This is a genomic window from Bradyrhizobium sp. USDA 4504, assembly GCF_054063995.1.
Map to the genome: position 1 here is coordinate 2,879,730 of NZ_JBSSGV010000001.1, position 20,945 is coordinate 2,900,674.

Below are 20,945 nucleotides of genomic sequence, written 5' to 3' on the forward strand. Positions count from 1 at the left end.
GCTATCATCACGGCTCCAGCCCGAGCAATATTCGGAAACAACCGCACAACGCCGAAGCGATCACTTTCTGCGGATCACGTCCTGCGGGAGGTGGCTGGATACGGCGACGCGCAACCCGTTACCTCCGTTGCGGCCATTTGGTGGTTGGCTATCGCTGCCGCTTTGGTCTCAGCTCTGAGCCCGGCTGGACAGCGCCCAATTGAAAGCGGTGGCGGAAGGGGTGGGATTCGAACCCACGGTACCCTTGCGGGCACGCCGGTTTTCAAGACCGGTGCCTTAAACCACTCGGCCACCCTTCCAAGCCTTGAAATTGTTTAGCTTTTCGTCTCGGCAGAGAGAACAAAACTAGGACTCTGCTACCGCTTTGCTACCCAACGTCGTCGGTGCGCTTCTTTATGGCCGCGCGCATCGCCCCGTCAACCGCCGCCGCGGCTTCTCCCTGCATGTTCGGCATCAGGTGGCTGTAGATGTCCATCGTGATCGCGATCGAGGAATGTCCCAACCGCTCCTGGACCACCTTGGGGTGGATGTTCGACACCAGCAAGTGGCTGGCGTGGCTGTGGCGCAACCCGTGCAGGGTGACCCGCCACTCCTTCAGGAACGCCGAGACGACATGTGTGAGGCTCCTGGGCTGGAGCGGCGAGCCGTCGGCTTGAGTTACGACGTGCCAGTCATCATCCGCGCGCACCCCAAGCCGCAGCAGTTCCTGCGCCTGCGCAACGCGCCAGCGCCGCAGTTCCTCGACCGCCATGGCGGGCAGGGCAACCGTTCGCGCCCGGCCGCTCTTTGCTTCCTTCTCCCGGATGGCACCGGCGTCGGTCTGCTCCGTGCTCGCCACCACGGCGAGCTGCCCGTTCTCGAGGTCGACCGCCTTCCAGCGGAGGGCCGTGATTTCGCCTCGGCGGAGACCGCATAGAGAGGCGAGAATCAACGGCACAAACAGCCGGCGTTCCCGGGCCGCGTCGAACACGGCGGCGGTCGACGGGGCGTCGATCGTTCGAACTGCCTTTCGCTCAATCTTGGGGCGGTCGCGCTTCTCTAGGAGGGCGGCGGGATTGCGAACGATCAGCTTCCAGCGCTCGGCCTGGTTCAGCGCGGAATAGAGGACGCGGTGCATATGGTGCACAGTGCGCGGCGACAGGCCGCCCTTGCCGTCGCGCCGGCCTGACTGAAGCGCCTTCCCATAGGCCTCGCTGACGTCGATGGGCTGCAGCTTCGAAAGGATCTTAGCGCCGATCAATGGGGCGATGTTCTTCGTCGCGATCTGTTCGTATCGTTCGTGAGTGCGAGGCGACACGTTGGGTTTGATGTGCTTCAGCCAGCGCGTCAGAAATTCCGTAACCGTGGTCTTGGAAGGCTCGACATACGCGCCAGCTTTCACCTCAGAAATCAGGCGAGCACACTCGGTCTGCGCTTGCCGCTTGCTACCCTTATAGGAATGCCACTTGCGTTTGCGCTTTCCCGTCGCCGGATCGCGCTGCTCGATGATGATGGCCCAATGGCCCGGTGATCGTTCGCGGATATGTCCTTTCATGCTTCGTCTCCTGGCAAAGGTCTGCTCTTGGCAATCTTTCGTTTGAACTCTCTCAGGCTGCTCGCCCGGTCCGCCGCCTGATACTCCGCGTCCTTGTCGGGCCGTGGATACGGAGGAGAGATACCGCTCAGCTCTGCGAACACCTCGGCCAGCTGCTCGTCAGTCTTGGCGTTTGCCAGCCGGTTGCCTGGCGGATCCTCCTTCCCGTAGTTGCGCATGACGATGTCTCGGTAGTTCTTCGCGAGCTGAAGGAGGGTGAGCGTGAACAGCTCAAACGTGTGGTCGTCCTCAACCCACCGGTGACCGGTAAACCGCTCGATGCTGGCGAGCGCCCTCGACGTGCTCAAGGCGATGTTGAAGACGTCTGTGCCCCATTCCGACGACAAGTAGTCCCGCAGATCAGCAAGACGTTCTTCTCGGACCTTTTCAGCATCGATCGACCGCTCCAGCCGAGCCACGATCTCGGAATTCAGGGAAAGGTTGTTCTTGGATGCACGCTTCTCCAAGGTCGCCCTCAACCCCTCATCGAACCGCAGATTCAGCTTCACCAGCTCGGTCGGCTTCTTTGTCATGCATTGCCCCTCGGTTCTCGATGACTACGTGGGACAATCTGGCATGAACTGCATGGGGCCGCAAGTGGCCCCATGATTTTTCTGGGGCCAACTTTGGCTCAGACTTGACTGTCAGGTACGAAGCGCATCTCTTGGATAGGGCCAACAGTGGCCCTACTACGAAAGGTGAGCCAATGCTGAAGTTAAATGAGGAACTGCAGGCGTTGCTGTCGAGGCCGACCGCGGATGTGCCGGACGTGGGGCGCATCTGCTATGGTCTTAGCCGCAACGGGAGCTACGACGCCGTCAGGCGGGGTGAAATCGAAACCATCCGCGTGGGGCGTCTCCTGAAGGTGCCCACGGCCCCGCTGCGCAAGAAGCTGGGGATTGACTGATGCCCAGCAAAAACCCCGCCACAAGGGGCGGGGCTGTGTCTGTCGGTGATCTGCTTGGCGGCGATCTCCCGCAAACTACAGCCAGCCCTCTCACCTTGCAAGCCGCGCGCATCATGTCGCGCTTTGCAATGCCCGTCGCAACCGCTCTTGTTCTGGCCGAACTGGCCTACGCGGGAGGGCAGTCGTGACCAAGAACATCCAGGAAATTATCTCCGGTGCCGTCGGCGGGAAGGTCGGCGTCTCGCTGATCCGTGATCCGGCGAGCGGCGATGTCCGCTATTCGGTTTGCTACGAAAGCCGCGCCACATTTTGGCAGAGCAAGCATCGATTTCAGGAGATCGAGCACGCACAGGCTGCGGCTCTCGCCCTCGGTGACTTTCTGGGAGCGAGGATCGCACTATGAGCAACACGGAATTTGTCATTGCAGCGCTCCGCTGCGCGTCGCTTCGCATCCAATTGGTCCGCGAAGAAATCAACCTCATTGGGGTTGCTCTGGCCACCGGGGTGATAACGCCGGAAACGGCGGTCGAGTGGTGTCACGATGTTGCGCCCGGTTGCCTCGATGCCGTGACAGCGGCACCTCCGGCCGTCTTGGAGGCGCTTTGATGGACATCAGCATCGCCGACAACAACGAGCTTGACCGACTTGTACAAGAGGCCGATGCCGGTCAAGGCGAACGCGTCCTGCGCGAAGTGTTCGAATTCATCGGGCGCTACCTGCGCCATCCGAGCGAGCACGCCCAGATCGCGCACACCTTGTGGATCGTTCACGCCCACTGCATGACGCATTGGCACACGTCGCCGCGGCTAGCCTTCATGTCGGAGGAGAAAGAGAGCGGCAAGACGCGCGGGCTAGAAGTCACGGAACCTCTAACGCCGGGGGCATTGCTCAGCTTCAATCTGTCGCCGGCGGCGCTCGTCAGGAAGGTGGCCGAAGGCGGGCACACGATCTTGTTCGACGAGATTGACGCGCTCTTCGGCAACAGCAAGCGCGAGGAGGGCAACCTTGATGTTCGATCCATCCTGAATTCTGGATACAAGCGCGGCGCCAAGGCATATCGCTGCGTCACCGTCGGCAAGCGCATCGAGGTGGAGGAGTTGGACTCGTTCGCTCCGGTTGCGCTTGCGGGTCTCAAGGACCTGCCAGATACGCTGGCCTCTCGCGCGATCATTATTCGAATGCGTCGGAGAGCGCCAGACGAGCAGGTCGAGCAATTCCGAACCCGGATGATCGAGCCGATCGCAACCGGCATCTACGACAAGATCGCCGCGTGGGCGAGCTCGTTGTCAGACTTGAGCGCGGCGACGCCGGAGATGCCGGCCGGCGTCACCGATCGGGCGGCCGAATGCTGGGAGCCGCTTCTGCTTGTTGCTGAGGCCGCCGGCGGCAAGTGGCCAGAGCTGGCGCGAAAGGCAGCCGTGCACTTCGTCCAGGGCGGGAAGGCGGAAACCATGTCCGACGGCGTCGAGCTGCTGGCCGACATCCGGGAGGCGTTTGGCGCCGATGGCAGGCTCTGGACCGACACCTTGCTGCAGCGGCTGCATGACCGGCCGGAGTCACGGTGGAAGAATATCGGACACGGTCGCTCCCTCGACGACCGAGGGCTTGCGAAGCGACTGAAAGGGTACGGGATCAAGTCCTGCGACGTCAAAATCTCCGGCACCAACAAGAAGGGGTACCAGGCCGAGAGCTTCGCGGACGCCTGGAAACGCTACCTGCCCAATATGAGCGCTACCAGCGCTACCAGCGCTACTGAATTGAACAATCAAAACAATCCGGTAGCCGAGGTAGCGCAGGTAGCGCACAAAAGCCGGTGCGCCCATTGTGGCGGGAATGGCGTCACGGTTGAAGTCTTTGAAGGTGCTGACGGTGGAGTTCATCTTCACCGTGACTGCGTCGATCAGTGGAGGTGGTCCGCCGAGGCGCCTCGCCAATGACCCTGCGCGTCAACCTGCACCGCCTTGCTGAGGTGCTCGCTGCCGGCGCCGAGTTGTCGGTGTCGGACAGAGCGGCGGCCGCGGAGGCGCTGCGCGCGGTGATGCCGGCGAGACACGCCGAGCGGGATTCGCTCATCGTCGATTGCCGGCGCCGGTACTTCGCCGAGCTTGCTGACCACGCCGCTGCGCATGAGATTTCGCGCGGCCTGAGCCGCTATGCGGCGGGCGCTTGGCGCCGAGATCGATCCGCAGCGACACCACCGGCAACAGGCAGGACGGAGTTGTACTGGATGATCCTTCGGACGGCACCGCCAAATCCGGACACTCCAAGTCCATCAACCATCAGGAGAATTCTTGCCAAGTTGCGATGAGCAATGCGGTGCGCGACGAATTCGGCAACTGATTTGGGAGCAAAAAACATGAGCATCATTCGCGGCGCGACGTTGTCGGAGGGAGTGGAAGCCAAGGCCAAGGCTGATCGCAGCGAGGCCGGTGCCGAGCCGCTCCGCTTCGCACCCGACATCGCCGACCGTGTTCCGCACCAGATCCGCGATAAGCTCCTCAGCTTGCGCGACATCAAGGGCGACCGACACGCGGCCTTGCGCCGGGTTTCCGACAGTGTCTCGGAAATGCGGCTGCACCTGCAGACGTGGGAAGGTCGGCTGCAAAACCTTCGCGCCAATATGCCGCCCGAACATCGAAACGACGATAGCCACCCCGCGTTCATCGAGGCCAATACAGAGATCAAGAATGCGACTGCTGCGCTGGCCCGCTCGACCGAGCGCAATTCCGAGCTGAGCACGTCCTGGCAGTCCGCAGCTCGGCTCGTGACCAATCTCGAACGGTATCTGCTCGATGCCGAGGATGGCGGCATTCGGCTGCATGATGGCGATGCTTCGGCTCTCAAATCAGGCGAAACCGCCATCGACGCACTGGAGCGCGCGGCGCGCCGCACCCGCACCCTCAAGGCTGACAGGCAGGCGGTCTTGGCATCACCGTTCCCGGTGGCTCTCGCCAAGAAGCTCATCCGGGAGCAGCTCGAGCAGCGCATCGAGGCGGCTCGACCTGACGTGTCACCGCTGATTGACCGGCTGGAGCCGATCGAGTTTCCCCAAAAGCGCGTCGGTGTTTCCCAGCACGGCGGCAGCGCGGCTGCGGTCTACCTGACCGACCCGGTCGGGCTGCTTGCCTGGCTGTTCCCGAAGGAGTTCATCGCAGCGATTGATCGCGAACTGGCCGGCGTCGGCGACGATGCCAACGCACTCACCGTTGAGCAGCGCATCGCCAAGCTCGCCGAGATCGATGCCGACACATTGGCATCCGAACGCGACGAGGCGGCCTTCAGCGAACTTGCTGGGCTGTTGCCTCGGGCAGATCTGGATCCGCGCGCGGCGCTCGGCCTTGCCAGCGATATGCCCGCACCGAAGAAGGATTGAAGCTATGCCGGCCGTCGGGCGTACCGAGGATGGATCGGTGCTGTGCCGGCATCACTCCGGGAGCGCGTGTTTGGCTCCATTGGCGCGCGCTCCCGGACACTTACGCAGAAAGGGGACTTGAGATGTTCGACGCCTACTACATGCAGCGAAAGAGTCGGCCGGCGTCGCCGCCGCGCAAGCAGCGAGCCCGCCCCGGCAATCAGCGATCCTGGTACGATTGGGCAGCCGATTGAAGCGAAGCCGCTACCGTATCAAGGCACGCCCAACGATGTGGACGTCATCGGACCAAAGGGAAAGCGAGACAGCTTCACGCCCGCGCCTGATGGTGGCGATTACATCCGTCGCGATCCCAACTCGCGATACAACTGGCCAATCGCGCCGGGTCCGACCACCCCAGCGCCCTCCGTCGCGCCTGAACAGGCGCCGCGTGTGGGTGAGGCTCAACCGCAGCAGCAGACTGCGGATCTGTCCAGCGCGCTGCGCACCATCCTAGAAAGTATCTCAGCCGCCGCGAACAACGCGAAGCGGCCGGACCTGAATGTTGACGAGCCAGCCAGCGGCGGCATTCGCGGCGAAGCCCCTTCCGGCACAGCAGTTGCCGACGCCAGCCAGTCGATCACGTCGGCGGGCGATAAGCTGGCAGCCGCGCTGGAAGCTGTCGCCTCGCGTATTGAGGCCAAACCCGCGAGCGTGCAAGTGGCTTCAGGCGGTGAAGTGCGCAAGAATATGGACGGCGGAGGTCACGTCAGCGGGCCCGGCACGTCGACAAGCGATTCCATACCTGCGCGGCTAAGCGATGGTGAATATGTCATCCGCGCCAGCTCGGCCCGCAAGATCGGGCGATCCCGTCTCGATCAGCTCAACGCAAACGGTTACGCCGATGGTGGCGACGTGTCGGATGATGACGGTGTCATCGGCCGCACACTCGCCAATGCAACCAGGCTTGGACCCGGCCAGCATACGGTCACGTTCGATCCAGGATCCGGCGGAGCGATCGTCGATGGCATCCTGCACCTGCCCGGCGATCCACTCCTGGATGACCCTGTCGTCAAGAAAGGAATTGCAGAGAGCAAGGCGGGAATGCGGGAGCAGTCCAAGAAGCCGAAATACAAAAGCTGGTTCAAAGGAAAATTTGGCCATAACGACAATCCCAACGATGACACCTATGTCTCAACGGGCGGCGCGGTCGGACACTTTGCGGAAGGTGGATCGGTGGGTCTCGGTGGATCAGCTTGGGGCGGCGCTCAGGTAGGTTTCCCTCAGTTGTCGATCGATAGCCCAATCGGTTTCGATGGCAGCATCGGTGGCAAAGCGCCGTTGATCGAGAGCAGCTCAGGCAGCGGCGAGCATCATACCATCGATCTCCGCACCAATGCCGGCGACTATCCTGTGCAGATGAAGCGGAGTGTTCTCGAAGAACTGAAGCGAGAGGCGATAATGGCGCAGCTCGCTAGTGGTGGAGTTGCGCCAAGTTGGAACCGATAGGCCTTCTTCAGTGCCTAGCCCGCAGCCGCGGTCACTCGTTGTCGTGATGACAGACCAATCGTCGCGGGTGATCTGGCCCATTCTCCGACATTAGCTTGGATGGATGGCGTGGCAGTTTGAACACGCGCTCCGATAAATCGCCATCGCAACGCTTGATAATTGTTACGTAATCGCAGGTTTCCCACGGGGCGGGTGGACTCAAGCGCGGATCTTGATCAGGGCAGGGCTTCTCGAAACCCATATACCCCCCGGCCCACGACGACGTGCTAATGGACGCGATGAAAATCGCGAACAGCAGGCGCTTCATTGCCGCTCCTTCTGCGGATCGGTCGTGTCTAAACCCGCTCCCTGATTGCCCCGGCTAATTGGCTGGCCGCAACCCGTAGAACTGCAGTACATCTCGACGTAATTAGCCGTCGGCTCGCCAGCCGTACCCTTCGAGTCACCATTGGTGATATTGAGGATCGTACCGAAATTGGCGGAGCCCTTTTTGGTGTCCGACCAACCATACATCCGAACGATGTGCGGAGCGTCGCCGTCTGCCTCAAGCCCTGGAGAAACGGTGACGTGCCCGATATACATGACGTCGCCGTATTGATTGACGACGATCAGATCCGTGGCTCCGGCGGATACTCCAGTCACCGACATCAAAAACTTGTCGCCTAGAACAGACGATCTGACGACATTGTTCACGCTGGTCTGGATATCGCCAATCATGCGATTGAACTTGATCAGCTTCGCCTGACCAGGAGCAATGTTGAGTTGCTCGACCGCGGAGATAACTTCCCCTTTTCCCGGTCCTTGTGGTGATGGATCTCGAGCCGTCGTTGATTGTGCGAGAACAGGAGACGACAGAATCAATAAAACCAGCGGCAGCGCGCCTAAAAACTGTTTCATGAAAAACCCCGCCAATGAAAGGCTGTAGGGTACCACCATAACCCTCGGTTGAGTCAATGGCAGAAATGCAACACGCGTGAAGGTTGCGGGGCGTTCTGCCGGATTTTTACGGGGGTTTAGTTTGGGCTTCAGGTACTTGTGCTCTCAGGTGAGGGAGAGCAGCGGCTTCAGGAACAGGATTTTGCGGTAGTCAGTACCAGCTTTCTTCATTGCCGGAATCAATCTCGTGCATATGCTTCATCGCCTCTTTCAAGAGGCGATCCATGTCGTCTTTAGGATGGCGCGCCCTTAGCCCAACTCTTTCGCTAGCTTGATCGACAAGGTAACGTGCTCGCAATGAAAGCAGAGCGAGAAAACTCAAAATCGATTGGTCGAGCTCGAAGCGGTCGATATGGCCGGACCCTTCGTGCACGTACCCTTCAGCGCGAGTCTTGCAGGTCTCCAGTTTGATCGCGCGCTCTGTGATGCTAGGGCCAAGCCGGGCTGCGGCGGCGTGGATAGCGGCCGGAAAGTTCACTCCGCTCATGGGCTCGTCATTGCCTTCCTCGCCATCGCTAGAAAGGTAGAGCGACAGATTGTTTTTCTTTCTGTCGCAGTCGAGCGAAAGCTTTAACAGCAGCGGGATCAATTCCGCCGCGGCTGCTCGTTCATCATCTTCGATCTGCTTTGTGAATTGCCTTCGAGCTTGAGCGGTGCCCCATCGAGCCGAAAAAAAGGCAGCTCCAATGGACGTCATCAAGGTCAGGACCGCGCTTAAAACGAGTGGCAGGGTTATGCCGTAGAAATTGGGATCAGGGGAATTCACTTCGTCTTAGCCCTCAGCCCGATCTCGACCAGCCGGCGGATCGCCTCGGACCGGCCGGGAGCATCTTCCTGCTCTGCTGCCCAGTGGTCGACCTTTTGGATGAACTCATCCGACAGCCGCAGTGTGCGCACGGGATCGTTGCCTGTTGCTGGCCGACCAGCACCAGGACGCTTTCCGCCTCTCGATGATTTTAGTATTGCCTTTTTCATTCTGATGTATTACATCATTCAAACTTGCCAAAAGCAAGCGGCTCGCCGAAGTGCTTGGAACACCGCGACGAGCCTGACCTCCAGCAACACGGAGCTTGATCCATGTCACAACAGGCTAAGACCACAGATACCACATCGAGACGGCGGTTTCTCGCCGGTGCCGCCGTCGCCGCCCTTGTCCCCACCACAGCCGCAGCAATGGCGGTTGATGCCGATCCGATCTTTGCGCTGATCGAGGCGCATCGCGCGGCGGAGAAGGCCTATTCTGACGCGACCGCCGAGCAGTCGCGACGCGAGCAACAGCTCTACGACGAGGGCATAGGCGTTCGCCCATACGTGACCATCCTTTGGATGTCACGACCGATGATCTGCCATAGCCACCAGCAAATAGACAATTTCGTCGGCCTCTCGGATCAAGCGCGCCAGAAGGCCCATGCCGATCTGGATGCGGTGCTGAAGCGCCACAGCGACGTTCTCGGCGATGCCGAGAGTGCCACCGATGCGGCCGGCGACGCGGCATCAGAGGCGTTCGACGAGCTTCTGGCGACACCGCCTGCCACGATGCACGGCCTGCGCGCGCTCATCTCCTATCTCGTGGAGGAATTCGACGACGTCGAGTTTCACTTCCGGGGCGACAGCCGGCTCGAAACGCTCCTCTTCACCATCCAGGATGCGCTGGCGGTAAGGGGGCAGGCATGAGCAGCACCGCCCGCCGGCGCGCGCCGGAACACGTCGCGTCGACCGTCCGCAAAGTCGAGCCGCTGAGCGGTGGCTTGGTGCGGCTTTACTTCGCGGTAGAGCGCGAAGGAGCCTGGGACGACCAGTGCACCTTGCTCATGCCCTGCAGTTCGATCGGCGACGCCCTGGGCTTCGCTGTCCAGGCCGCCCGGGAGATCGCCCGCGAGACCGGCGGCGCCGTCCAGCAGATCGAGCACCGCGGCGGCACGGTGAACTGACCCGGGGAGGGGAACTGCTACCGCTTTTGCTACCCAACTCGTCAAAACGAAACAAAACAGGGCGGCACAACACTGTGTCGCCCTTTCGTTTTGTCCTTGGAATTCAGCACGTAACAGGACGCGCTAACACCATGCGGGACAGTGATTCCAGAATTTCAAGACCGGTGCCTTAAACCACTCGGCCACCCTTCCGGATCAAGGATCAGGCCCTTAGCGTAGGGCGGCGCCGAACGCAACGCGAACCTGGCAGCGAAACCCGGGCCGACCCGTCATTCGCCCGGTCCGTGAACTCAAAGGGCCCATGCTCGCAACGCCGTTGACCGCGAGGGCCCACCTTGGCCATCATGACGCCCATGAAGCGTGTCCTCTTTCTCTGCACCGGCAACTACTATCGCAGTCGATACGCAGAGGAACTGTTCAACCATCTTGCAAGAGCCGAACAACTGGCGTGGCGCGCCTCCTCCAGAGGCGCGGCCGAGCGGGGATCGCCCGACAATGTCGGGCCGATGTCAGTCTTCACCGACGATCGTCTTCGCGCGAGCGGCATCGTTCCGGAGGGCGCAGCGCGCTTTCCGCAGCCCTGTTCATTGGCCGATTTCGACGACGCCGACCTCGTGATCGCGCTCAAGGAGACCGAGCACCGTCCGCTGATCGAGCGTCGGTTCCCCGAGGTCGCCGACAGGGTGACTTACTGGCACGTGGACGATATCGACTTTGCTCATCCGTCAGTCGCGTTGGCCATGATCGACGATCACATCCGCACGCTGGTTTCGGCGCTCAGGTCATCGGTTCGCGCTTCAGGAAGATCTCCAGCGCAAACGTAGCCGGGCGCGCGAGCCTGCCGCTGATGCGTTCGAGGTCGTCGATGGCGACGATCTCGAGGCGGCCTTCGGTCACCGTCAATTGGTCGATGGGCACATCGCGCGCGAGGAACACCTCGCCGCGAAGCGCGCCGTTTGGCGTTGCATGATCGGGACCGGAATAGCGGCCGATCAACTCGAAACGCTCGGGCGGCAAGTAGTAGCCGATCTCCTCGTGGATCTCGCGAACGACGCATTCGAGGAAGGTCTCGGCGCCCTCCCGCCGTCCGCCAAACAGGCTGATCTTTCCGCGATCGGTAACATGCGGGAGGTCGTCGCGCAGTTGCATCAGCAGCCGGCCATCTGTGCTGACGAGAAGGGCGGACGTTCCCTCCCTGACACTGCCGGTCATCCGTACATCCTCTTCGGGAAACGGCGAGGATGCGTCACGAGTGGGGCGGGGAGAAGACAGCGCGTCTGCCGCAACCCGTTTGGCGGGGAATGAGTAGGGGTAACCGATGCCCGTCGCACGGGCGCCGGTAGAATCTCAAAAACGTTCAGCCGAAAGCGAACGCCAGCAGGCTCGAGCACAGCAGCACGAGGCTTGCTGCGGTCAGGGTCAGAAACCCGTCGGAGACCAAATCGTGATTACGCATGATACACCTGCCTTCAATCGATGCTCATCCGAATTGATTAAAGCTTTCCGAACATTCACTCCTGGAAAGAGGTGACGCGTCTTTCCGCCTTCAACGGACTGTCAGGCCCGGTACCGATAGCCTTCCACGGCGTGCGCCAAGAAGATCGCCGCACTCACTAGGCCCATCACCGCTGTAACCGTCTCGATCATCGCAAACTTCCTTTGCGCCCCACACGGAGGAGAGAACGATTGCAGGCTTGCACAGTCAAAAAGATTCAATTGTTGGAATCCAAGATGCGCCCGGACTGATGATTTGCTGCAACAGTGTGTCTGATCGCGGGACAGGCGAGGGCGTTTGGCAGGGGCGAAGGTCAGTAGAACGACGGAGGCGGCGCAACAGACCATTCACCAAGACGCCACCGCCCGCCGGCTCTCCCCATTTCCGCCGTGTTCCGGTTGCGATATCGTCACGCTCTGGTGCGGAGGTGGGCCGCACAGCGACGGCAAACGACTTCGACGCCTCGGAGTAGGCGCACGTCCGGCAGAATGGTACTTGGGGCAGATGGGGATTAGACGGCCAGATTCGATGATCCGGACGGCGCGCGGCGCCGTTGCGGTGGCGACGTGCCTCGTCCTCGCCAATTGTGCCTCCTCGAACAAGTTCGCCAACCGGGTCGACCCCAAATACGGGGTGTCGTCGAGCCCGCGCGTGGTGGCGCTGGGTGATCCCGTGCCGAAAGGCGGCGGCACCTATCGCATCGGCAAGCCGTATGTTGTCGCCGGCCGCACCTATGTGCCGGAGGAGAACGAGAACTACCGCGCCGAGGGCATGGCGTCCTGGTACGGCGACGATTTCCATGGCCGCCTGACCGCCAATGGCGAGGTGTTCGACATGGGCTCGCTCACCGCCGCCCATCCGACCTTGCCGATGCCGAGCTACGCCCGCGTCACCAATCTGAGCAATGGCCGATCGCTCGTCGTTCGGGTCAATGACCGCGGCCCGTACCACGGCAATCGCCTCATAGACGTCTCGAACAAAGCCGCAGAGCTGCTTGAATTCAAAGGCAATGGCGTGGCTCGCGTCCGCGTCGAATATGTCGGCCGGGCGCCGCTCGAGGGGTCCGACGACCGCCAGCTGATGGCGACCCTGCGCACCGGTACTCCAGCGCCGTCCCCGTCGATGGTCCGCGTCGCCTCGGCACGGCCGTTCGTGCCGGAGATGTCATCCTCCTCGGGCCGGGTCCGTGGCGACGTTCCGTTGCCGGAGGGGCGGCCCTACAGCCTCGGCAACACCCAGGCCGACTACGCCTCGGTGAGCGCCACCTCGGAAATGTCGGCCTCGAGCCGGTCGCACCGCCGCGCTCTGAGCAATCCGCGCGAAGTCTCCTATGAGGGCGACGCGCGCTACGCCGCAAGCCCGAGCCCGGCGGCCGCCTATGTCCCGATCGACGCGCGCGGACCGGCCGAAGTCCTGAGCGGGCGCGGCCTCTACTGAGCCATGCGCTTACAGATCAGGCTGTTGGCCTGATCACTTCAGAAACGCGATCAGCGCCGCGTTGACCTCGTCGGGGCGCTCCTGCTGGATCCAGTGGCCGGCCCCCTCGATGATCAGCTTCTGCTTGAGGTTCGGCAGCACGCGCTCCATGTCCGCGACACGCTTGGCGCCGATCAGCCCGGTGATCACCGAATCATTCGAGCCGGCGATGAACAGCGACGGCTGATGGATCTGCGCGTCCTGCCAGGGCGCGGTCAGCTCCCAGTTGCGGTCGAGATTGCGGTACCAGTTGAGGCCGCCGCGGAAGCCGGAGTGCCGATAGCCTTCGGCGAATTCGGCAATGTCGGCCTCGGTCAGCCAGGCCGGCAATGGCATCCCGGCCGGCAGCTTGCCGAGGAAGCCCTTGGCCTCGTCGACGAACATCGAGCTCGGATCGGAGACGCCACGCCCGAGCACCAGGCGCATGGTGTGGACGATGTCGCGCTCGAACTCGGCCTCGGCCACGCCGGGCGGCTGGAAGTACTGCCAATAGAAATTGGTGATGCCGCTGTCGCGCAGGGTCTCGAGCGGGCGACCACGGCCGCGGAACGGCGGCGGCACGCTGAGGCCGGCGACCTTCGTGAAGATGTCGGGACGGAACAGGGCCGCGTGCCAGGCCACCGGCGCGCCCCAGTCATGGCCGACGATCATCGCGCGGGTCTCGCCGAGCGCGGCAACCAGCGCCACCATGTCTCCGACCGTATCGAAGATCGTGTAGGCGCCGACCTCGGCCGGCGCGCCGGTGCGGCCGAAGCCGCGCATGTCAGGCGCGACGACCCGAAAGCCTGCCGCGGCCAGCGCCGCGATCTGGTGCCGCCATGAATAGGACAGTTCCGGCCAGCCATGGCAGAGCACGACCAGCGGGCCTTGCCCGGCCTCGCGCACAAACATGTCGATGCCGTTGGCGGAGATGGTGCGGGAGGATGACATTCGCGTTTCCGCCTTGTTTGCCGGTTCTGCTGACGTTAGCTGGTTCCAAGGATAGGGACGTTCAACGCAACCGGCAATCCGGCCGGCCGTGCACAAGCGCAGAAACCTCAGTTGTTTGCGATACTTCCAGCTGTTAGAACGCAGTCTCTCAGGACATCGCCGATGGCAGCCCAGACCGCAGTTCCCCGCACGTTGTCAGCTCGCGCCGGGCGTTGCTGGCGCGGCCTGGTCGCGGCCGCGGTCGCGCTGGCGATCGGTTGCGGCGGAGTGGTTTATGCCGCCAACAACAGTGTCCAGGGCGCCAAGAAGGAAGAGGGCGGGTTCGACGGCGATGCGCCGACCGCGATCCTGGTGGAGGCCTCAAGCGGCAGCGTGCTGTTCGAGAAGAACGCCGACGAGCTCCGCGCGCCATCCAGCATGATGAAGCTGATGACGGCCGAGGTGGTGTTCGACGCCATCAAGAAGGGCGACATCAAGCTCACGGACGAGTACCGGATCAGCGAGAACGCCTGGCGGCGGGGCGGGGCGCCGTCCGGCACCTCGACGATGTTCGCGGCAATCAACAGCAAGGTCTCGGTCGACGATCTCCTGCATGGCGCGATCATCCCGAGCGGCAACGACGCCTGTATCGCGCTCGCCGAAGGCATTGCCGGCAACGAGCATACCTTTGCGACCGAATTCATGACCAAGCGCGCCCGCGAGCTCGGCATGACCAAGTCGACCTTCGGCAATTCCAACGGGCTGCCCGACCCGGCCAACAAGATGACGGTGCGGGAGCTCGCAACGCTGGCGCGGCACATCATCCTGACCTACCCGGACCGGTACAAGCTGTTCGGCGAGAAGGAATTCACTTGGAACAAGATCCGCCAGCAGAACCGCAATCCGCTGCTGAACGCGTTGCCCGGTGCCGACGGCTTGAAGACCGGCTACACCAAGGAAGGCGGCTACGGCATGGTCGGCTCGGCGGTGCAGAACGACACACGGCTGATCGTCGTGGTCAATGGCCTCGAGGATTCCGAGGACCGCGCGACCGAAGCCAAGAAGATGCTGGAATGGGGGTTCCGCAGCTTCGAGACCCGGACCCTGATCGCGGCCAACCAGCCGGTCGGCTACGCACGGGTGTTCGGCGGCGAGAGCCGCTCGGTCAAGCTCGTCAGCCCCGATCCGATCAAGGTGATGGTGTCGAAGAACGGCAACGACAAGCTGCTCGCGCGCATCATCTATAGCGGCCCGGTCAAGGCGCCGATCACCGCCGGCCAGAAGATCGGGGTGGTGCGGGTGTGGCGCGGCGCCAATGTCGCGATGGAGGCTCCGGTCTTCGCAGCGGACGCGGTCGGCACCGGATCGACGATGCGTCGCGCGCTCGACGGCGCTCAGGAGTTGGTCATCGGCATGTTCCGCGCAGGGGTCGAGAAGCTCTGACATGGCGGAAGCAGCAGTCCAACGGCCGAGCTTGCGCGGTCGCTTCATCACCTTTGAGGGCGGCGAGGGGTCGGGCAAATCGACCCAGATCCGCAAGCTTGCCGAACGGCTCGATGCCGCCAAGCTGAGCGCGATCGTGACCCGCGAGCCCGGCGGCTCGCCGGGGGCGGAGATCATCCGTCACCTCGTGCTGTCGGGGATGGGCAAGCTGCTCGGGCCGGAGGCCGAGACGCTGCTGTTCGCCGCCGCGCGCGACGACCATGTCCGCACCGTGATCCTGCCGGCGCTCAACCAGGGCATCTGGGTGCTGTGCGATCGCTTCTTCGATTCCACGCGTGCCTATCAGGGCCAGCTCGGGCAGGTGTCGCCCGAACTGGTCAACGCCATGCAGCGCGTGACCATCGGTGATCTCAAGCCCGATCTGACCTTCATCCTCGATGTGCCGGTCGAGGTCGGACTGCAACGCGCCGCTTCGCGCCGCGGCGACGCCACCGCCGATCGCTTCGAAGCCGAAGGCATCAAGTTCCATCAGGATTTGCGTGACGCGTACCGCCGGATCGCGGCCGAAGATCCGGAGCGCTGCGTCCTGATCGACGCTACGGCCGATCCGGACACGGTCACGGCCAGGATATGGGCCGCGCTGCGCGAACATCTGCGCGCAACGCTTGTGGCGGACAGCATCGCATGAGCGCGCGCAAGGTCGAACAGGAGAGCGCCGCCCGCCATCCGCGCGAAACGCCGGATTTGTTTGGGCATCGCGAGGCGGAGACCGCGCTGCTCGATGCCTATCGCAGCGGGCGAATTCCGCACGCCTGGCTGATCGGCGGGGCGCAGGGCATCGGCAAGGCGACGCTGGCCTACCGCATGGCGCGGTTCGTGCTGGCGTTTCGCAATCCGAAATCGTCCCAGGTGCAGCAGGCGCCGACGCTGCGGGTCGATCCGGCCGACCCCGTGGCGCGGCAGGTCGCGGCAGGCGCTCATGGCGGGCTCCTTGTGCTCGAGCGCGGCCTCAACGATCGCGGCGTGATGCGCACCGTCATCACGGTCGACGAGACGCGCGAGACCATCTCGTTCTTCGGCTCGACCGCTGCGGTCGACGGCTGGCGCGTCTGCATCGTCGACACCGTCGACGAGCTCAATCCCAACGCCGCGAACGCGCTGCTGAAGATTCTCGAGGAGCCGCCCCAGCAATCGCTGTTCCTCCTGGTCAGCCACGCACCGTCACGGGTGCTGCCGACCATTCTGTCCCGCTGCCGCAAGTTGCTGCTGCGGCCGCTGGAGACGGACGATGTGGTGCGCGCGGCCGCGGCTGCAACCGATATCGAAGCCGACGATCCCGCGCTGGCGGAAGCCGCCGCAGCATCCGAAGGCAGCGTCGGGCGGGCGCTGTCGCTGCTCGGCGGCGATGCGCTGAAACTGCAGCAACGCACGGCCGCGCTGCTCGCGACGCTTCCGAGTGTCGATCCGCGTGAGCTGCATGCGCTGGGCGAAGCGCTCGGCACCAGCGACCGCGTCGCGCTCGCCGCCTTCATCGACGGCATCGATCGCTGGATGAGCGAGCGCATGCGCACGGGCGATGCCAATGCCAATCTGCCGCGCCTTGCACGGCTGGCGGAGGTATGGGAAAAGATCGTCCGCGCCGCGCGCGATACCGAAGCCTACAATCTGGAGCGCAAGCCGCTGGTTTTCTCGGTGTTTTCGATGCTCGCGGATGCGACCCGATAGACACCGCGTCTTAAACGCATCTGCTGAAAACACATCCGTCTGACAACACCCCCGACAATCTCGTTTCGATCTGCAAAGGATTCCGTGGTGGCGACCGCTAAGAAGAAATCGTCGAAAAAAGCCAAGAAGACGAAGAAGGCATCGCCCGCTCGCGCGACCAGCAAAGCAACGGCGAAGGCGCGCGCAGCCAAGAAGGCCGGGCGCGTCGCCAAGAAAGCGAAGAAGGCCGCCAAGTCCAAATCCAAGACCGGAGCCAAGGGCGCCAGGAAATCGGCGGCAAAGAAGGTCGTCAAAAAGGCCGTCAAGAAGGCTGCGAAGCAGACGGCCAAGAGCACGGCCAAGAAGGCTGCTGCGAAGGCCACCAAGGCTGCGCCGAAGAAAGCAGCCGCAGCCGCCGCACCGGCGGCAAAGAAGCCCGCTCTGCCGATGGCTCCCGTTACCGAGAAGGCGCCGAGACCGGCAAAGGTTCGCGCGCCGAAGCAGCCCAAACCCGCGGCGGTGGCTCCTGCGGCCGCTTCCGTTCCGGTGCCCGCCGCGGACCGCGGCAACGTCTTCTACATCACGACCGCGATCGCCTATCCGAACGGGCAGCCGCATATCGGCCACGCCTATGAGGCGATCGCGACCGACGCATTGGCGCGCTTCCAGCGGCTCGACGGCAAGGACGTATTCTTCCTGACCGGCACCGACGAGCACGGACAGAAGATGATCCAGACCGCGGCCGGCGAGGGCATGACGCCGTTCGATCTCGCGACCCGCAACGCCGCGCGGTTCAAGGAGATGGACGAGCGGCTCAACGTCTCGTTCGACCGCTTCATCCGCACCTCGGAGCCTGCTCACCACAAGTCGGTGCAAGAGATCTGGCGCCGCATGCAGGACAATGGCGACATCTATATCGACACCTATGCCGGCTGGTACTCGGTGCGCGACGAGGCCTATTACGCCGAGGAAGAGACCGTCGTCGGCGAGGACAATGTCCGCCGCGGCCCGCAGGGCACGCCGGTCGAATGGGTCGAGGAGAAGAGCTATTTCTTCAAGCTGTCGGCCTACCAGGACAAGCTGCTGCACCTTTATGAGAGCCAGCCCGATTTCATCGGCCCGGATTCGCGCCGCAACGAGGTGATGAGTTTCGTGCGCGGCGGGCTCAAGGACCTCTCGATCTCGCGCACCACGTTCGACTGGGGCGTCAAGGTCCCGGACGATCCCGAGCACGTGATGTATGTCTGGGTCGACGCGCTGACCAACTACATCACCGGCGTCGGCTATCCCGATGAGAACGACAAGCATTGGCGCTACTGGCCGGCCGACGTGCACATCATCGGCAAGGACATCATCCGCTTCCACGCCGTGTACTGGCCGGCCTTCCTGATGTCGGCAGGCATTCCCGTGCAGAAGCGGGTCTATGCACACGGCTTCCTGTTCAACAGGGGCGAGAAGATGTCGAAGTCGGTCGGCAACGTGGTCGACCCCTTCAATCTCGCCGAGCAGTACGGCGTCGACCAGATGCGCTACTTCTTTCTGCGCGAAGTGCCGTTCGGCCAGGACGGCAACTACAACCACGAGGCCATCGTCGCGCGTATCAACGCCGACCTCGCCAATGATTTCGGCAATCTGGCGCAGCGCTCGCTGTCGATGATCGCCAAACAACTCGGCGGCGTGCTGCCGGAGCCCGGCGAATTCAGCGACAACGACAAGGCGATTCTGGCGCAGGCCGACGCCATGCTGGAGACGTCGCGGACCGCGATGGCGACGCAGCAGATCCATCAATGGCTCAACACGGTCTGGGCCGTGGTCGCCGAGGCCAACCGCTATTTTGCCGGCGAGGCGCCGTGGGCGCTGGCGAAGACTGATCCCGCGCGCCAGAAGACGGTGCTGTATGTCACCGCCGAAGTCGTGCGCCAGATCGCGATCATGGCGCAGGCCGTGATGCCGGAGTCCTGCGGCAAGATGCTCGACAGCCTCGGTATCGCTGCTGACGCCCGCAGCTTTGCCGCGGTCGCCGAACGGATCAAGCCGGGTACGGTTTTGCCGGCGCCTGTCGGCGTGTTCCCGCGCTATGTGGAACCGAAGACCGAGTGAGCGGTTCGAAATTCATGCTGGTCGACAGTCATTGCCATCTCGATTTCCCTGATTTCGCCGACGATCTCGACGGGATCGTCGGGCGCGCCGAGGCGGCCGGCATTGGCCGCATGGTCACGATCTCGACCCGGGTGAGACGGCTCGGCGGTCTGCTCGCGATCACGGAGCGATTTCCCGACGTCTACTGCTCGGTCGGCACCCATCCGCATCATGCCGATGAAGAGGACGGCATCCCGGCCAGCGAACTGATCGAGCTGACGAAGCATCCGAAGGTCGTGGCGCTCGGCGAGGCGGGGCTCGACTATTTCTACGAGCACGGGTCGCGCGAGGCGCAGGAGCGCGGCTTTCGCGCGCACATCGCCGCGGCGCGCGAGACCGGCCTGCCGCTCGTCATCCATACCAGGGAGGCCGATGAGGATTGCGGCCGCATCCTGGAGGACGAGGTCGCGAACGGCCCGTTCAAGGCGGTTCTGCATTGCTACACCGGCGGGCGCGAACTCGCGATGAAGGCGATCGCGCTTGGGCTGTCGATCTCCTTCACGGGCATCCTGACCTTCAAGAAGTCCGACGCGCTGCGCGCGCTGGCAGCCGAGCTGCCGGCCGACCGCATCATGGTCGAGACCGACGCGCCGTATCTTGCGCCCGGCAAATTCCGCGGCAAGCGCAACGAGCCGTCCTATGTCGTCGAGGTCGCCAGGGTGCTCGCGGAAACCCGCGGCGTCTCCCTGGAGGAGATCTCGCGGCAGACCACCGAAAACTTCTTCCGGCTGTTCTCCAAGGTGCCGGCGCCGAAGGTTGCTGCATGACGCTGACACTGACCATTCTGGGCTGCGGCTCGTCCGCCGGCGTGCCGCGCCCGGCACTCGGCTGGGGCGCCTGCGACCCCAGCAATCCCAAGAACCGCCGCCGCCGCTGCTCGATCATGGCCGAGCGCACCATGGAGCACGGCACCACGCGGGTCGTGATCGACACTTCGCCCGATCTGCGCGAGCAGCTGATCGACAGCAATGTCGAGCACATCGACGCGGTGTTCCTGACGCATGAGCATGCCGACCAGACCCACGGCATCGACGATTTGCGCTCGGTCGTGCTGCATCAGCGCCGCCGCATCCCGGTCTACTTCAACCAGTCGACCGCCAAGGACATGATGGCGCGGTTCTCCTATTGCTTCATCTCGCCGGAAGGCAGCGACTATCCGCCGATCCTGACGCGGCATTCGATCGAGGCCGGCGAGAGCCATACGGTCCAGGGGAAGGGCGGTCCGCTGAAGCTCGCGGCCTTCCTGGTACATCATGGCAAGATCCCGGCGCTCGGCTACCGCATCGGCGGCGCCGCCTACACGCCCGATCTGCACGACATCCCCCAGGAAAGCTGGCCGGCGCTCGAAGGTCTCGATCTCTGGATCGTCGACGGCTTGCGCTATGCGCAGCATCCCAGCCATTTCAGCGTTGCGGACGCGCTGTCGTGGATCGAGCGCTTCAAGCCGAAGCGCGCGGTCATCACCAACATGCATTCCGACCTCGACTACGAGGTGCTGCGGCAGAGCCTGCCGGCCGACGTCATCCCGGCCCATGACGGCATGCGGCTGACGCTCGACCGGGCAGGCTGAAGGC

Annotated in this window: 25 protein-coding genes and 1 tRNA gene; 17 read left to right on the plus strand and 9 right to left on the minus strand. The window is 63.2% G+C overall.

Translation table 11 applies throughout. The features are described 5' to 3' along the window. Nucleotides 1–209 precede the first annotated feature (209 nt). From ACVMB1_RS13115 to ACVMB1_RS13125, 3 genes are all read right to left on the minus strand, one after another. A tRNA-Ser gene (locus tag ACVMB1_RS13115) sits at nt 210–299 on the minus strand. 68 nt (nt 300–367) lie between these two features. Beyond that, the gene (locus ACVMB1_RS13120; protein ID WP_456848630.1) at nt 368–1,534 is read right to left on the minus strand and encodes a tyrosine-type recombinase/integrase; all 1,167 of its coding nucleotides are present in this window, start codon (nt 1,532–1,534) and stop codon (nt 368–370) included. Further along, nucleotides 1,531–2,106, minus strand: a complete 576-nt coding sequence (locus ACVMB1_RS13125; protein ID WP_456848632.1) for an Arc family DNA-binding protein — start codon at nt 2,104–2,106, stop codon at nt 1,531–1,533. The genes ACVMB1_RS13120 and ACVMB1_RS13125 overlap by 4 nt, the downstream gene beginning before the upstream one ends. A gap of 173 nt (nt 2,107–2,279) precedes the next feature. Between ACVMB1_RS13125 and ACVMB1_RS13130 the strand changes: the two genes are divergently transcribed. The 7 genes from ACVMB1_RS13130 to ACVMB1_RS13160 all read left to right on the plus strand — a co-directional run bounded on the left by ACVMB1_RS13130 (nt 2,280) and on the right by ACVMB1_RS13160 (nt 7,338). Then, the gene (locus ACVMB1_RS13130) at nt 2,280–2,480 is read left to right on the plus strand and encodes a DNA-binding protein (RefSeq protein ID WP_456848634.1); all 201 of its coding nucleotides are present in this window, start codon (nt 2,280–2,282) and stop codon (nt 2,478–2,480) included. Between the two features lie 184 nt (nt 2,481–2,664). After that, entirely contained in the window at nt 2,665–2,883 is a 219-nt protein-coding gene (locus tag ACVMB1_RS13135) for a hypothetical protein (protein WP_456848636.1), read from the plus strand. Next, nucleotides 2,880–3,086: a hypothetical protein gene (locus ACVMB1_RS13140; protein WP_456848638.1), complete on the plus strand. Its 207-nt coding sequence runs from the start codon at nt 2,880–2,882 to the stop codon at nt 3,084–3,086. Before ACVMB1_RS13135 ends, ACVMB1_RS13140 begins: the two co-directional genes overlap by 4 nt. Beyond that, entirely contained in the window at nt 3,086–4,417 is a 1,332-nt protein-coding gene (locus ACVMB1_RS13145; protein ID WP_456848640.1) for a DUF3631 domain-containing protein, read from the plus strand. The genes ACVMB1_RS13140 and ACVMB1_RS13145 overlap by 1 nt, the downstream gene beginning before the upstream one ends. After that, nucleotides 4,414–4,788 carry a hypothetical protein gene (locus ACVMB1_RS13150; protein ID WP_456848642.1) on the plus strand — a complete coding sequence of 125 codons (375 nt, stop codon included), beginning with the start codon at nt 4,414–4,416 and terminating at the stop codon, nt 4,786–4,788. Before ACVMB1_RS13145 ends, ACVMB1_RS13150 begins: the two co-directional genes overlap by 4 nt. Nucleotides 4,789–4,836: 48 nt before the next feature. Beyond that, nucleotides 4,837–5,853, plus strand: a complete 1,017-nt coding sequence (locus ACVMB1_RS13155; protein WP_456848644.1) for a hypothetical protein — start codon at nt 4,837–4,839, stop codon at nt 5,851–5,853. Nucleotides 5,854–6,123: 270 nt separating this feature from the next. Then, on the plus strand, nt 6,124–7,338 hold the full coding sequence (locus tag ACVMB1_RS13160) for a hypothetical protein (RefSeq protein ID WP_456848646.1): 1,215 nt from the start codon (nt 6,124–6,126) through the stop codon (nt 7,336–7,338). Between the two features lie 31 nt (nt 7,339–7,369). Here ACVMB1_RS13160 and ACVMB1_RS13165 read toward each other — a convergent pair whose 3' ends face one another. The 4 genes from ACVMB1_RS13165 to ACVMB1_RS13180 form a co-directional block, all read right to left on the minus strand. Next, nucleotides 7,370–7,645, minus strand: a complete 276-nt coding sequence (locus ACVMB1_RS13165; protein WP_456848649.1) for a hypothetical protein — start codon at nt 7,643–7,645, stop codon at nt 7,370–7,372. Further along, nucleotides 7,642–8,235 carry a pilus assembly protein N-terminal domain-containing protein gene (locus tag ACVMB1_RS13170; protein ID WP_456848651.1) on the minus strand — a complete coding sequence of 198 codons (594 nt, stop codon included), beginning with the start codon at nt 8,233–8,235 and terminating at the stop codon, nt 7,642–7,644. The genes ACVMB1_RS13165 and ACVMB1_RS13170 overlap by 4 nt, the downstream gene beginning before the upstream one ends. A 190-nt stretch (nt 8,236–8,425) precedes the next feature. Beyond that, entirely contained in the window at nt 8,426–9,040 is a 615-nt protein-coding gene (locus ACVMB1_RS13175) for a hypothetical protein (protein ID WP_456848653.1), read from the minus strand. Next, entirely contained in the window at nt 9,037–9,171 is a 135-nt protein-coding gene (locus ACVMB1_RS13180; protein WP_456848655.1) for a hypothetical protein, read from the minus strand. Before ACVMB1_RS13180 ends, ACVMB1_RS13175 begins: the two co-directional genes overlap by 4 nt. A 180-nt stretch (nt 9,172–9,351) precedes the next feature. Between ACVMB1_RS13180 and ACVMB1_RS13185 the strand changes: the two genes are divergently transcribed. The 3 genes from ACVMB1_RS13185 (at nt 9,352) to ACVMB1_RS13195 (ending at nt 11,029) form a co-directional block, all read left to right on the plus strand. Further along, entirely contained in the window at nt 9,352–9,948 is a 597-nt protein-coding gene (locus ACVMB1_RS13185; protein ID WP_456848657.1) for a hypothetical protein, read from the plus strand. After that, on the plus strand, nt 9,945–10,205 hold the full coding sequence (locus tag ACVMB1_RS13190; RefSeq protein WP_456848659.1) for a hypothetical protein: 261 nt from the start codon (nt 9,945–9,947) through the stop codon (nt 10,203–10,205). Before ACVMB1_RS13185 ends, ACVMB1_RS13190 begins: the two co-directional genes overlap by 4 nt. A 344-nt stretch (nt 10,206–10,549) precedes the next feature. Continuing rightward, nucleotides 10,550–11,029 carry an arsenate-mycothiol transferase ArsC gene (locus ACVMB1_RS13195; protein ID WP_456849896.1) on the plus strand — a complete coding sequence of 160 codons (480 nt, stop codon included), beginning with the start codon at nt 10,550–10,552 and terminating at the stop codon, nt 11,027–11,029. Here the strand turns inward: ACVMB1_RS13195 and ACVMB1_RS13200 are convergent. After that, complete coding sequence (locus tag ACVMB1_RS13200) at nt 10,983–11,417, minus strand: NUDIX domain-containing protein (protein ID WP_456848661.1); 435 nt, start codon at nt 11,415–11,417, stop codon at nt 10,983–10,985. The genes ACVMB1_RS13195 and ACVMB1_RS13200 overlap by 47 nt on opposite strands. Before the next feature lie 787 nt (nt 11,418–12,204). Between ACVMB1_RS13200 and ACVMB1_RS13205 the strand changes: the two genes are divergently transcribed. Beyond that, nucleotides 12,205–13,137 carry a septal ring lytic transglycosylase RlpA family protein gene (locus ACVMB1_RS13205; RefSeq protein WP_082653899.1) on the plus strand — a complete coding sequence of 311 codons (933 nt, stop codon included), beginning with the start codon at nt 12,205–12,207 and terminating at the stop codon, nt 13,135–13,137. Between the two features lie 33 nt (nt 13,138–13,170). Here ACVMB1_RS13205 and ACVMB1_RS13210 read toward each other — a convergent pair whose 3' ends face one another. Next, a complete protein-coding gene (locus ACVMB1_RS13210) occupies nt 13,171–14,106 on the minus strand; it encodes an alpha/beta fold hydrolase (RefSeq protein ID WP_456848663.1) in 936 nt (311 codons plus the stop codon). 162 nt (nt 14,107–14,268) lie between these two features. Here ACVMB1_RS13210 and ACVMB1_RS13215 point away from each other — a divergent pair, with 162 nt between their 5' ends. From ACVMB1_RS13215 to ACVMB1_RS13240, 6 genes are all read left to right on the plus strand, one after another. After that, nucleotides 14,269–15,528 (plus strand): D-alanyl-D-alanine carboxypeptidase family protein, encoded by a 1,260-nt coding sequence (locus ACVMB1_RS13215; RefSeq protein WP_456848665.1) that lies wholly within the window; start codon nt 14,269–14,271, stop codon nt 15,526–15,528. Between the two features lies 1 nt (nt 15,529). Further along, complete coding sequence (gene tmk / locus ACVMB1_RS13220) at nt 15,530–16,216, plus strand: dTMP kinase (RefSeq protein WP_456848667.1); 687 nt, start codon at nt 15,530–15,532, stop codon at nt 16,214–16,216. Next, nucleotides 16,213–17,253, plus strand: a complete 1,041-nt coding sequence (locus ACVMB1_RS13225) for a DNA polymerase III subunit delta' (RefSeq protein WP_057018662.1) — start codon at nt 16,213–16,215, stop codon at nt 17,251–17,253. The genes tmk and ACVMB1_RS13225 overlap by 4 nt, the downstream gene beginning before the upstream one ends. A gap of 87 nt (nt 17,254–17,340) precedes the next feature. After that, a complete protein-coding gene (metG, locus tag ACVMB1_RS13230; protein ID WP_253623879.1) occupies nt 17,341–19,332 on the plus strand; it encodes a methionine--tRNA ligase in 1,992 nt (663 codons plus the stop codon). 14 nt (nt 19,333–19,346) lie between these two features. Next, nucleotides 19,347–20,138, plus strand: a complete 792-nt coding sequence (locus ACVMB1_RS13235; RefSeq protein WP_456849898.1) for a TatD family hydrolase — start codon at nt 19,347–19,349, stop codon at nt 20,136–20,138. Beyond that, the gene (locus tag ACVMB1_RS13240) at nt 20,135–20,941 is read left to right on the plus strand and encodes an MBL fold metallo-hydrolase (protein ID WP_057018661.1); all 807 of its coding nucleotides are present in this window, start codon (nt 20,135–20,137) and stop codon (nt 20,939–20,941) included. The genes ACVMB1_RS13235 and ACVMB1_RS13240 overlap by 4 nt, the downstream gene beginning before the upstream one ends. The last annotated feature ends 4 nt before the right edge of the window (nt 20,942–20,945 follow it).